This is a genomic window from Peribacillus sp. B65, assembly GCF_058513295.1.
The window spans coordinates 339628-352861 of the sequence record NZ_CP195840.1; the positions used below are offsets into that span (position 1 = coordinate 339628).

General features: G+C 39.4%; 10 protein-coding genes. 2 read left to right on the forward strand and 8 right to left on the reverse strand.

Translation table 11 applies throughout. The annotated features are described in order from the left end of the window. Positions 1–71 precede the first annotated feature (71 nt). Together ACSR9O_RS01705 and ACSR9O_RS01710 are read right to left on the reverse strand one after the other, a co-directional pair. Positions 72–1394, reverse strand: a complete 1323-nt coding sequence (locus tag ACSR9O_RS01705; RefSeq protein ID WP_157831110.1) for an ATP-binding protein — start codon at positions 1392–1394, stop codon at positions 72–74. A gap of 197 nt (positions 1395–1591) precedes the next feature. Further along, a complete protein-coding gene (locus ACSR9O_RS01710) occupies positions 1592–2944 on the reverse strand; it encodes a TrkH family potassium uptake protein (protein ID WP_101224485.1) in 1353 nt (450 codons plus the stop codon). A 234-nt stretch (positions 2945–3178) separates the two neighbouring features. Here ACSR9O_RS01710 and ACSR9O_RS01715 point away from each other — a divergent pair, with 234 nt between their 5' ends. Further along, complete coding sequence (locus ACSR9O_RS01715; RefSeq protein ID WP_034314196.1) at positions 3179–3370, forward strand: alpha/beta-type small acid-soluble spore protein; 192 nt, start codon at positions 3179–3181, stop codon at positions 3368–3370. A gap of 56 nt (positions 3371–3426) precedes the next feature. On the opposite strand, the gene ACSR9O_RS01720 is transcribed toward ACSR9O_RS01715, so the two are convergent. From ACSR9O_RS01720 to ACSR9O_RS01735, 4 genes are all read right to left on the reverse strand, one after another. Beyond that, complete coding sequence (locus ACSR9O_RS01720; RefSeq protein WP_101224484.1) at positions 3427–4680, reverse strand: anti-sigma factor domain-containing protein; 1254 nt, start codon at positions 4678–4680, stop codon at positions 3427–3429. Then, positions 4677–5420, reverse strand: coding sequence for an RNA polymerase sigma factor SigI (sigI, locus tag ACSR9O_RS01725; protein ID WP_101224483.1), 744 nt, complete (start codon positions 5418–5420; stop codon positions 4677–4679). The genes ACSR9O_RS01720 and sigI overlap by 4 nt, the downstream gene beginning before the upstream one ends. Positions 5421–5774: 354 nt before the next feature. Further along, positions 5775–6557 (reverse strand): TerC family protein, encoded by a 783-nt coding sequence (locus ACSR9O_RS01730; protein ID WP_101224482.1) that lies wholly within the window; start codon positions 6555–6557, stop codon positions 5775–5777. A gap of 258 nt (positions 6558–6815) precedes the next feature. Next, entirely contained in the window at positions 6816–8375 is a 1560-nt protein-coding gene (locus tag ACSR9O_RS01735; RefSeq protein ID WP_101224481.1) for an aldehyde dehydrogenase family protein, read from the reverse strand. A gap of 633 nt (positions 8376–9008) precedes the next feature. Here ACSR9O_RS01735 and ACSR9O_RS01740 point away from each other — a divergent pair. Further along, a complete protein-coding gene (locus ACSR9O_RS01740; protein WP_230177630.1) occupies positions 9009–10202 on the forward strand; it encodes an FtsW/RodA/SpoVE family cell cycle protein in 1194 nt (397 codons plus the stop codon). Positions 10203–10313: 111 nt separating this feature from the next. On the opposite strand, the gene nhaC is transcribed toward ACSR9O_RS01740, so the two are convergent. Then, the gene (gene nhaC, locus ACSR9O_RS01745; RefSeq protein ID WP_434168977.1) at positions 10314–11714 is read right to left on the reverse strand and encodes a Na+/H+ antiporter NhaC; all 1401 of its coding nucleotides are present in this window, start codon (positions 11712–11714) and stop codon (positions 10314–10316) included. Between the two features lie 207 nt (positions 11715–11921). Next, positions 11922–13184, reverse strand: a complete 1263-nt coding sequence (locus ACSR9O_RS01750; protein WP_491723816.1) for a response regulator aspartate phosphatase — start codon at positions 13182–13184, stop codon at positions 11922–11924. Positions 13185–13234 lie beyond the last annotated feature (50 nt).

The window sequence follows — 13234 nt, forward strand, 5'->3', positions numbered from 1 at the left end:
AGTATGTTATTACTTTTAAATTATATACACAACATTCAGATTTTTTCAACAATTAAATCATTATTTTCTTATCATTCAAAGCCCTGTACCTGGACCTTTTCTTTCCCACTATATTCCTTTTTTTGGACGGTGGGAAATATACATACGATTTTCGTACCTTTTTTCAGTTCACTTGTGATGAAAACTTTTCCGCCATGATTTTCGATGATTCTAAAACAAACGGAAAGACCCAATCCTGTTCCTGATGTTTTTGTAGTAAAAAATGGTTCTCCTACTTTTTGCAGGGAGTTTTCCGGAATACCCTCCCCTTCGTCCAAAATGCTCAAAAAAACTTCCCCATTTTCCCCATTTATGCTTACAAAAATATTTCCGCCATTCGGCATCGATTCTATGGAATTTTTTATCATGTTTATTAGTACTTGCTTGATTTGGTTTTCATCAAAGTACATAAAAATAGGTTCCGAATCATAATTTTTATGAATTTGAATATCGTTCAGTACGGCGTTTGTCTCCAACAACGTCACGACATGGTTGCAGCTTTCCTTTAAATCCTTCTCAAGAAAAACCGCCTCAGCAGGTTTCGATAGCAGCAAGAGTTCATTCAGCACTTGCTCAATTCGATTTATTTCCGAAAAAATAATATCATAGTACTCCTGCTTTTCGGCACCGCCATCTTTAATCAACTTCACGAATCCCATTATCGCTGTCATCGGGTTCCTGACCTCATGTGCAATCCCTGCCGCAAGTTGGGCAGCCGTTGATAATTTGCTTGATGTGATTGCCAAATGTTCGTTTAGGCTCACAAGCTTCTCTTCCGCATGTTTACGTTCATTGATTTCCGATAATATGCCCGCCGTCCCGATGAATTTCCCAGCGTCATCATAAATTAGTTTAACGAATGCTTCAACCCAACTTGTTCCCTTTTTCGCATTTAGTTTGATGTCCGCGCGAAAGTATTTATTCCCTCGATGAAAGGTGTCCGCAAAGGCCTTTAATACATCCTGATAAGAATTTTTATCCATATGTTTAGAAAAGTGAAGCCCCAGGGATTCATTCACGGTTGCACCACTCATCGATTTCCATGCCGGGTTTAAGTACAGCCAATTTCCTTTATCATCCGTCTGGAAAATAACCTCATTGAAGCTATTGACCAGTTCTTTGGAGTAATTGGAGATAATGCGATAACGCCCTTCGCTATCCTGCAATAAAGCAATCGTTTTACGTTTATGATCAAAGTTGGCACCCAAACACCAGGCTATGGTCAAAATTACGATTAAATATATTCCTGCAAAGGCGGAAAACCTGCGTTCTTCATGACCCAGCCACCCTATATAGGGCAGTATCAATATGAAGAAAAGGGCAGGGACAAAGATTCTTCCTGTATATTTCTTCACTTCTTCCACCTCCTTACCAAAATGATTTATACTTCATCTGATCGAATTCCAAGTAAGGGATTAAATTAGCATATCTTTTAAATAGAAATGGTGGAAAACTCACTTATAGGTAAATTTCAACATTTTATCCATGATTCCTGCAAACAACACAAAAAACCTTTCCACGGGTGGAAAGGTCACTGTTAAACTTAAATCATTTACCCAATGATGACGCGTTCTTTTGGATAATGGAAATTTTCCGTAACTTCTTTATGGCCTATGATATACAGGAGGGAGGTTATCCCGACACGGCCAATGAACATAATGATCATGATGACAATTTTACCGGTATTGCTGAGGTCAGGCGTTATTCCCATCGAAAGGCCGACTGAGCCGAAAGCCGAACATACCTCAAAAATGATTTGCATCAAAGTGAAATTTTCGGTAATTGATAAAATGAAGACCGCCATTATGCAAAGGAGGGATCCCATGATCATAACTGCAGTCGCTTTTCGGATATCATCGGGGTGAATTTCCCGTTTGAACACTTTAATGGAACGCCTTCCTCTCATGAAATTCCATAAAAATAGAATCATGATGGCCAATGTAGTTGTCCGGATTCCTCCCCCGACTGAACTTGGGGATGCTCCAATGAACATCAAAATGCTCATCAATAAAAGGGTCGGTTCCGAAAAGTCACTCACATTCATTGTTGCTAACCCGCCGCTTCGAGTATTGGAGGACATAAATAAAGAGTAGAAGAACGATTCATGCCAGCTCTTATTTTTAAAGAATCCATTTATTTCCAGGAGGTAAATCAGGATCGTTCCCCCAATTATAAGGGAAAAGAAGGTGACTGAGGTCAGCTTCGTGAACAAAGAAAAATGAAACTTATAAGTACGGGCCCTATTGGACAAAAACTCTTTCAGCTCAATTAAAACAGGAAACCCAATGGCGCCAAGGGTAAGCAGGATAATCGTAATGAACTGTACAAAATAATCGTCTTTAAATGGAATCATCGATATACCGGTAATATCAAAACCAGCATTCGTGGTGGCACTTACGGCTAAAAATAAGCCATTTAAAAAGGCCTCTTTCCAGTCTGGAAAAAAATTCAGAAAGTAAATACCTAAAACGAGAGCTCCAATCATTTCAATTACGACAAATATCTGAATGATTTGGATCAATAATTTAACAAGGCCCGAAAGATTCGATTGATTTTGATCAGTCATGATCAATTGCCTTTCCTTCAAACCGATTTTCTTTCCCACTATAAGCCAGAAAAAGGTTCCGAGTGTCATGATGCCAATACCGCCAAATTGGAGAACGAACATTAGAATGAAATAGCCTACCTCATTATACACTTCAGGCAAACTAACAACTGTCAGACCTGTCACACTAACTGCACTTACGGCTGTGAATAAAGCATCCATGAATTTAAATTCCACGCCTGGCTTCAGAGCAACCGGCAAGCTCAACAGTACGGTCGAGATAGTGACGGCCAAAAAATAATAACCGACAATAAGCTGAGCTGGTGTTAACTTTGATAATATTTTTTTGATAGCAAACATAAAGAGTTTCCTTTCTTACTCCTATATAGTTATGTGAATCACATAACCATTAAATATCTAGTTTACCCTTTTTTCATTCTTTTTTCCATTCTCTTTTAAAACTGACTTACTTACAACAAAAAGGCAGGTTTACCAATAAGTTTGGTACTGCTCATATAAGTAAAACTCGACATTCTACTTATACTATCATTACAGCGGCAAAAGCCGTTGAAAAAGTAAAGGGGAGATTTAAAAATGGCTAACAGCAGTAACAATCTTCTTGTTCCTGGAATCGAACAAGCATTAGAACAAATCAAATATGAAATTGCATCTGAATTCGGTGTACAATTAGGTTCCGATACTTCAGCACGTGCCAATGGTTCAGTTGGCGGAGAAATTACGAAACGCCTTGTACAACAAGCACAATCTCAACTTAAAGGTCAATAATTCCTAACACAATTAAATATCCATGGCTAAGAGTCCAGCTGCATGCTGGACTCTTTTTAATCATTATGTCCATTTCCTTTTCCATTATTGCCGATACCCCTTTTCGACTTATCCCAATCTTGTTTATTTTGCTTATGCTGTTTTGCTTGCTTATCCCGATTAGCCTGCTTCACTTGGTTAGCTTGTTTATTTTTACTTTCGTGCTTTAAATGATCATTATTATTTTCTTTGGCTGAAGAAACTTTTTTCACATCGAACTTTTTATCATTCTTTTCATTTTTCTGCTTGTTCTTTGATTGGTTGCTGTGGTCGCTTTCGGATTTTCCTTTTTTCTCGTTGCTTTTTTCCTTGTGTCCATTTATTGCATCCCGTTTCCGTTTTCCAATTGTATCTTCCCGTTCATTTTGTTTCTTAATTTTGGTAACTTCCATACCCGCGTTTTTCCGTTCAGTCGGTTTGGCTTCATTGGCCTGCTTTTGCTTTATTTCAATTTCATTATTCTCTTTTTTCTTTTCTCCATCCGATTTGTTTTCCGTACTCAGCGTTACGCTCTTCTCTTTCGGATTAACACCCTTATCCTCGACTTTTTTATCTGGTGCTGGAGCAGGCTCCCTCTTATTGACTTTTACCTTATCCTTATCTTTATCTTCATTCAACTTCTTTTCGAGATACTTTCCAGTGGATATGCCTTGTTCCCTTGCTTGCTTCCGATCGCTTTTTGTTGCCTGGATCACTTTCATTTTTGTGTTAGAAACATTATCCTGCTCAGAAATTTCTTTTATCTCTTCTTTTAAATTCTTATCCAGTTCTTTATCTTTTTCCAATAACGTTGTGGAAACCACAATTTGTTTATTTCCTTTCAAATAACCAAGTTGCTTCGTCGTTTCAACGATACGGTTTGTAACAGTCTTTATATCCTTGCCTTTCCAGTCCTTCAGCTGACCAATCACAAGCTTGCCGTCTTCATTTAAACCGGTAAGTTTGAGAACTTCTAAATCATCGTCAAGCTCCAATTCAATGCTTGGATTCACATCTATCGTCATATATGCCGACACAGGACCAGGGAAATAAGAAGGAAGAATCGAAAACAGAATCAAGAAGGTGGAGGCAATGCTTAGCACGGCCGTTTTTTTGAAAGATGAATGAAAATTGGAAAAGGCTAAAGTGAACTTTTGTTTAGCAGGTGAAAAAGTGATTTCCTCACCCACTTCATATTCCCGTTCCTGCCTTTTGGTTTTCAGAAATTCACCCTCGGGGGTCAATAGGGTAACAAATCGCTTATTAACTGAAAGAATAACTCCTTTTTTCATTCATCGATAGCCCCTTTTATATAATCATTCAAATACAAAAAATCTCCGTTTATTATGATTGCCACAGCAATGATGTACTTTCTGTTCCGTTCAATCGTTTTTCTGCTTACTTCCACTTTTCCCTCAAGCTGTTTTACGGGCAGCCGCTTTTTTGCAAACAGGATTTCTTTCAGTTCGTCATCTTCCATTAACAATTTAGCGATCATAATAGCTCCCTTCCTGGCATCTGCATGTTTGGGAGAGTTTTCAACTAAATCCTCAAATGACAGACCAAAATCCTCTAGATGGCTTATATAAAGCAGAATTTCTTCTTTTCTTCTTTCCGATTCCTTCTGCTTCTCGTATTCATTGATGGAATTTTCATTATCGATATATATATGGCTTTGCTCATTATCATCATTCAGTGATAAATCCAATAGGACTTCTTTTTGTTTGGACTGGCTTCTTATATAATCTATAACCCTTCGTTTAACGAGGGTTTCGGCAAATGCCAATAAAGAACGGCCTTTTTCCGGGGAATATTTATCGATTGCCTCGTTAAAAGCAATCAGTCCAATACTGAATTCATCATCTGATTCGTATATGTAACGTTTGCAAACCGATGACACTGTTTTCGCAATAAAAGGTTTGAATGACTCTATGGTATCATTACGAAGGCTAATATCGCCTTGTTGAATTTTCAATACGGTTTCTTCTAAAGAACGCTTTTTTTTGAATGCTGTAAACAACAATCCAAGCATTTGCTCACCTCGCTCCTGTTGAACATAAAATACGCATCAACATACTTATCTTAAGCGGAGGGAGTCTAAAAGACAGTACCAAAAGAACTATTTTTGCATTAAAAATTAAATCACATAATATATCAACATGATAAAATACTTAGTTTTTTCTCGTTTATTACAGTGCAATTACAGTAAGTTATCTTTTTCCTGATTTTTGTCCAATACAATGGGACATTTGTCATTTTTATAACCGGAATTTAATATTCACATCTTTTAACATATCATTCGTAAACATCCCTGCGCTTTTGAGGGTCATCTCCAAAAATACATGAAAAAGCAAAAAAAACAGGCGTGACCAGCACGCCTGTTTTTTTAAGCTTCCTGTATTTTTTTCTCTTCTTTTTCTTTTTTTTCTTTTTTGCTTGAAATGATCCATGCACCTGCTGCAATTCCAATCAAAACGACCCAGAAAATCGATTTCCAAAGAGTTGATTCAGGGAAATGATGATCGATGATAGCCAGTGAAGGGTGTGCGAGTGTGTGTACCGCCAACTTCACTCCTACCCAACCCACTATCAAAAATGCAGCCGTTTCTAGGGAAGGACGCTGATGAAGCAACTTCACGAACCCATTTGCTGCAAATCGCATAATGATCAATCCAATCATGCCGCCGAGGAACATGATAGCGAATTGCCCTCCGTCAATACCGCCGACTTTCATCCAGCCTGTTTCAGGAAGTGTAACAGCCAGTGCGACAGCAGCCAACATCGAATCGATTGCGAAAGCTATATCAGCCGCTTCAACCTTTACCACGGTCATCCAAAAGCCGGATTGCTTTTTAGGTTTCGTGATTTCCTTCTCACCTTTACCAGCGTATTTTTTGTAAATGTGCTGAAAAGCAATGAAAAGTAAGTAAATCGCACCGATTGCTTGAACTTGCCACACCTCGACAAGAAAGGAAATAAGGAATAAGCTTGCAAAGCGGAAAACAAAAGCTCCCATCAAACCATAAAACAAGGCTTTTCGCTGTTGTTCTTTTGGCAAATGCTTAACCATGACAGCCATGACGACTGCGTTATCCGCAGCAAGTATCCCTTCTAATCCAACCAAGATAAGAAGGACCCAGCCATATTCCAATAATATTGATGCTTCCATCCATTCAACCTCCAATAGTTAGTATTTCCTTCCTACTGGCATTGGCAAAATAAAAAGACCTCTGCCATATAGGCAAAGGTCTTGCTGAACATGAAAACATGTCAACAAAGCCGATGAATGTTTAACATTCACGTAATGACGACTTTGTTTTAGGGCGAACCCTAACGCTACTCCCCTTTGAAAAGGAAAATCAGTTATTAAGTATATTCATAGTATACGCGCTCGTTATGAAAATAACAATCTTTTTTATAAATGGATTCATTTTCTGTACCCTTTGGATATTTTAATCAATCGCAAATATTCTTTGCCGAAACGAATCCAGTTCGGTTTGGCAGAAAAGTAGTTCTGAAACAGCGATAAAAAACTCGTGTATTTCCCTTCATATGGATACCATTGTATTTCTGTATTGTTTTTACCTTTATCGATCATGATCGCTTTTTCATGGCAGAAAATCTTTAATCCATGCTCGCCATGATAGCGGCCAACCCCACTTTGTTTGGCACCGCCAAATGGTAAATGATGATTAGCAACCGTTATCAGCACATCATTGATCGTCACCGCCCCTGTTACTAACCGAGACGCAATTTTGCTTGCTTTTTCACTATCCATCGTCCAAACGCTGGAATTGAGTCCATATTCACTTTCATTTGCCAGGGCGATCACTTCTTCCTCCGTATCAAAAGGCACAACAGGCAACACTGGTCCGAACGTTTCTTCTTTCATGATTTTCATGGAATGATCGACATTGGACAGAATCGTCGGCGGAATGAAATGGGTCTGTCCCGTTTTCCACTCTTTCGGAGGTATTCCGGCTTCAAGTACGGCCCCCTTATTCAGTGCATCCTCCAGTTGTCCAGCCACAATATCAACTTGTGCCGGGAAGGTCATTGAACCGATGTCATCCTGCGAATGCACCCCCTGCCTCATGGACTTCGTCTTTTCTTTAAGAAGCATGAGGAATTCCTTATAAACAGGACGTTCCACATAAACCCTTTCAACACTCATGCACACCTGCCCGCTATTTGTAAAAGCCCCCCAAAGCGCCCCGTTAACAGCCCGTTCCAGGTTGGCATCACGCAGAACGATCATCGGATCCTTCCCGCCAAGCTCCAAAGTCGTTGGGATCAGTTGTCTAGCTGCGACCTCACCAATCATTTTCCCAGTCCTTACAGATCCAGTAAAAAATATATAATCAGGCTTTTGCTCAGTTAATGCCGCACCCAGTTCTTTTCCTCCATGGGCAAACTGTATAATTCCGTCCGGGAAACCAGCTTCAAGAAACAGCTTTTCGATGCAAACCCCAACTAAAGGTGTTACCTCTGAGGGCTTGGCGATGACTGCATTTCCCGCTGCTAGAGCATTAAGAATGGGTACCATGGAAAGCTGCAGCGGATAATTCCATGGTGAAATGACGAGTATCGTTCCACGGGGCATATATTGGATATAAGATTTTTTTCCAATTAACATGAGCGGAGTGGTGACCTTTCGTCCGGAAAGAGTTTTCAATGCATGTTTCTCGATATGCTTTATTGCATCAATCGTTGGCATGATATCAGCAACCAGCGCTTCAATTTTCACTTTTCCCGTATCTTTTGAAATGACTTCAGCTATTTCATCCATTTTTTCTACCATCAATAAACGAAGCCGTTTTAAATAGTGCAGCCGTTCCTTGATGGAAAGATTCGACCATTCTTGGAACGCATGTCTTGATTTCTTATATATATGAGGAATCGACTTCAATGGCGTTGGCACGATTTCCGCAATCTTCTCACCTGTTGCCGGAGAAAACACTTCCAGCTTGTCATATATCTCTTCCATAACTACTCCCCTTGCTTAACCTTATTTTTATTGGTACTCCCTATCATTCTTATGCTTTTAATTAAGATCGACCAAGGAGGTAGGCCTTCCCTAATTCACTAAACGTAACGTACGAGGTTTTTCCACCCCTCTTTATATCATGCCAGAGACGCAGGAGCCTGTATAATATAATCCATTGGAACCAAGTTCACAACCGGTTCGCTCTCTTCATTAAATCCCTGCACCATTCCGTGCCACATAACCGGGGCTAAAATAAGTATACCTTTTAAGATGAGTCACTCTAACAAATTTGTTTACAGTATCCACTTCATCACATCAGGTTTTTCCATAAATAACCTTAAATAGTAATCTTCCAGACTTAACAGAACCGCCAAATGGAATATATAGTAAAAATTTTTCAGATATTAAAAGGAGTATTCACGTTTGCTATCGAAGGTAATGTATAGGAATCCGAATTGGGCTATTAGCAAAAAGGAAATCCGGCAGACAAGTTTCTCGGTTTTAGTGTTTAATATTGGTTTATGGAGGATAAATTCATATATCGAATAAAAATTATTATCTATATAAACGATTTTCCGTTACTATATAAGAAGGCGATTTTTTCGCGCATACATATTTGAGGTGAGCGCACAAGTGAAAAGAATAATTAAAGCATACGACTTCCCTATTTTCATCGCTGTCGTATTACTCTGTTTGTTTGGTTTAGTCATGATTTACAGTTCGAGCATGATTACTGCTGTTGCTCGATACGGCATGCCTATGGATTTCTTCTTTGAGAAACAAAAAACGGCCTTTCTCATTTCATTCGTGGCAATGATCGTCACGATGATTCTTCCTTATAAGATGTACAAAAACAAAATGTTCTTGATGTCTATGATGTTTGGAATGGCCGGTATCCTTTTGCTCCTCTTTATCTTCGGCCATACAGCAGGAAATGCCACAAGCTGGTTCAAATTAGGGACAAAGTCGATTCAACCCGCTGAATTTTCCAAGTTAGCCATGATTATTTATTTGGCAGCCATTTATGGAAAAAGGCAGGATCGAATCAATAGTATTGATAAAGCCGTCATCCCGCCGATTTTCTTTCTTGTATTCATCTGCTTTTTAATCGGAATACAACCTGACTATGGAACGGCAGCGGTCATTTTCCTGATTTCAAGTACCATGATCATTTCATCCGGTATGTCCTTTAAGAGTATATTCAAACTCTCTTTGATTACTGCGATTTTCGTTGCCATATTTGCACTAGGTGTAATAGTGACAGGAAATTTTTCTTCCGTTCTTTCTGAAAATAAGATGTCTCGTTTTACTGGGTTTGCAGATCCTTTCGGAACGGCAGGAGAAAGCGGGTATCAACTCGTAAATTCACTATTCGCGATAGGATCCGGCGGCCTTACTGGAGTGGGTCTTGGTGACAGTGTACAAAAATACGGATACCTGCCTGAATCACATACTGATTTCATCATGTCTGTCATTGCAGAAGAGCTCGGGATATTCGGAGTGGGGTTCGTTTTATTGACACTAGGTTTTATCGTTTTAAGGGGATATGTACTTTCAGCAAAATGCAAGGATCCATTTGGAAGCCTTTTATTGATCGGCATCTCATCCATGATCGGCATTCAAGTCGGCATCAACGTTGGCGGAGTGACTGGACTTATCCCTATTACAGGGATCACCCTTCCATTCATCAGTTATGGAGGATCTTCCTTACTGCTGCTCATGCTTTCAATGGGCATATTCCAAAATGTCGTTATGCGAATGAACTTGCTTGAACAGAAAGAAAAGGTCGTGTCCATCCCAAAAGATGAGATTGCGTCCTCAAAATAATCGTTCAAATACCCCCTGACATTTCTGTTCATGTCAGGGGGTCCCCTTCTCTATAAGGTTATGGAACTTCACATAAAAAAACAGGCAGTCGAGACCCGACCGCCTGTTTTTTTATTTATAATGGATACCGATTTTCGTAAAGCCAGAAATCAGACTGAGTAAAGGACAAAGCAGGCAGAAGAATGCAAATGGAGCATATTCAAGGGTTGAAACACCCAATACCTGTGTCAGGAATACACCGCAGACACCCCAAGGAACCAGAGGATTCACAACTGTTCCTGCATCTTCAAGTACCCTCGCAAGCGTTTTGGGCTGCAAGCCTAAATCTTCATATTTCTGCTGAAAGGCTTTCCCAGGCAGTATAACTGACAAATACTGTTCACCCACCAGGAAATTCACGCTGATTCCTGCAAATACAGTAGCGGAAATCACTTTCGCTACACTCGTCAATGAATCCTGGATCGCTTTTAATATAGAAGGTATGACTCCCAATTCGAACAATAGTCCGCCCATGGCCAATGCCAACAACACCATCGAAACGGAGAACATCATACTTTCAATTCCGCCCCGCGATAAGATTGAGTCAAGTTGATCCATTCCACTCTTGAGTACAAATCCGCCGTATAAAATATCTGCCAGTTTTGCAACCGTCAAATTAGGCGTTTGAATGAAAGCGATGATGGCTGCCGAAATGATTCCTGCCGACAATGTCGGAATGGCTGACACCTTTTTCAAAGCCATGATTAGAACGATGACAAACGGAATCAAACTCCATATGCTTATATTCGTTTCCATTTCCAAGGCTTTGGTCATGGCTTCGATTTCCTCAACACGAGCAACTTTGACATTCGGTGAAAGGAAGTAAAAGATGATAAGTGATATTAAAAAACCTGGAATCGTAGTCCAAAGCATATTATTAATATGTTCAAATAATGGTGCTCCAACCGTTCCAGATGCAAGGTTGGTAGAGTCGGATAATGGAGACATTTTATCCCCAAGAAATGCACCGGAAATGATTGCACCGGCTGTAATCGCCAACGATAAATCCATCGCCGCCGCCATACCTATTAAAGCAACGCCGATAGTGGCTGATGTTGTAAGTGAACTCCCGATACAGAGCCCAATTAGCGAACACACCAAAAATGTGATTGCATAAAAATATTCACCAGAAATCCAGTCAAACCCATAGAACATGATGGTAGGGATCGTCCCGCTTGCCATCCATATGGAAATCAGCATTCCAATGAAAAAGAATATATAAATGGCTCCCATACCAGTACCTGCACCTTTGACTATAGCCGCCTCCATAATTGAAAATGGCAGTTTCTTGATCTTCCCATAAACAAATAAGAAAAGGATTGCCGCTATTATTGGAATATGGGGGGCAAGTCCATAGTGTATGATACCAGTTGCAATGATTAAGAATAGAATGGCCAAAACCCCAATTGCTTCAAGTAAGGAGAGTTTTAGCTTTGCATCTTCAAGACGCATGATGTTTTTCCCCGCTTTCAATGTTGTATATTCTCTGAGGTAAGGCTAGGACCTTTTCACTCCTCACAATTACTGAAACGCTTTTAAGCACTAAAGTACTAGCTAAATATATAGGAGTTTCAGGAGATTGTCAAAGGAATAATTTAGTATAATTCGATTTTATCAGTGATACTTCTCTCCACTGATACAACGCAAACCATTACCAAGCTCCTTCCGATAGATATATGTTCAATTCATTCCATCATAATGACTTTTATGTGATTCGATAATTATTTGGGCTAATTGCAATGCCTTGGTTGTCTCATTGATCTTTACAAAATAATGAAACAGTTTTTTCTCATAATGATCGATCAGGACTATGTAGCCTGTTTTCCTGAAAAAGGGCAGAGCTTCTTCTTCTATTAAACGGTAGAATTTTTCTTCCTCTTCCTGGATTGCAAATAGATGCAATTGAAAATAAAAGGGTGGCATGCCATTATGTTTTCGGGCAAGTCTCAATCCTTTTTCAGCTAGGTCCGTGAGCTCTGTATCATTCAATAACTTTCCTTTTATCGCGTTGTTGATGTATCCATCCAAAAACATCGTGTAAAAAGGATTATCTTCATCAACGAGCAGAAGCGCCCTTTCGTATAATTTTCTTGCATCAGCAAACCTTTTCCTTCTATAACATTCGAAAGCAAGATTGTTAAGGAGCTTGGATTTTCGATCATATGCCTGACAAGCATCACACATCTTGATTAAGGAATCGTATTTTTTCTTGGTTTCCTCAAAGTCGTGCAGCTCCCTTGCGTTCAATTGAACACGCATCATCGTTTCGGTATCGATGATTCTTAGTACATTCAATGTTTTATGAAAATAGGCTAGGGCTTTTTCAGCATAATAGTATGATGCAATATTTGAATGTGTTGAATGGTGTGCCAGTGCAAGATGATAATAATATTCATTGTGATGGTATCCAGAATGATCAATGCTAGTAAGGATGTTGATGCAATCTTTGTATTGTCCGGTCAGGAAATAATAGATGCCCATGATATGTTTTAAATAATTGCGTTCGTACGATGAGAGCTGTGACTCTTTCCCTTGGATAATTTGTATCCTTTCAAACGCTTTCTCCGGAAGGTTCATGAATAGATGGTACCTTGAGAGGATTAAATTATAGGATGCATGAAAATCAGGAAGCTCTTTAAGCGGCTCTTCTTCTATTTCTTTTTTTAACCTAGCTGAGTCTTCCGTCTGTTGTGAAATCAAAGCATTCTGCCACTCATCAAGTTTTTGGCCCAATAGATGATATTTTCTGACCTCTTCTTTTATATTGATCTGCAGCCTCTCGGATAACAGGGTTATCATCTCTTTGGAATACTCGGTAATCCCTCGTTCAATCTTGCTTAAATGTGTAATGGAACAAATTCCTTGTACCAGCTCCTTTTGTGTCATTTGGGCTTTTTCCCGATAAAACTTAATGATTTTACCCTCCACCAAAAATTCCCCCATGCTAACTTTTTCCTCCAATTATAGCAAAATGGTAAAAGCCCCAGGAAAAT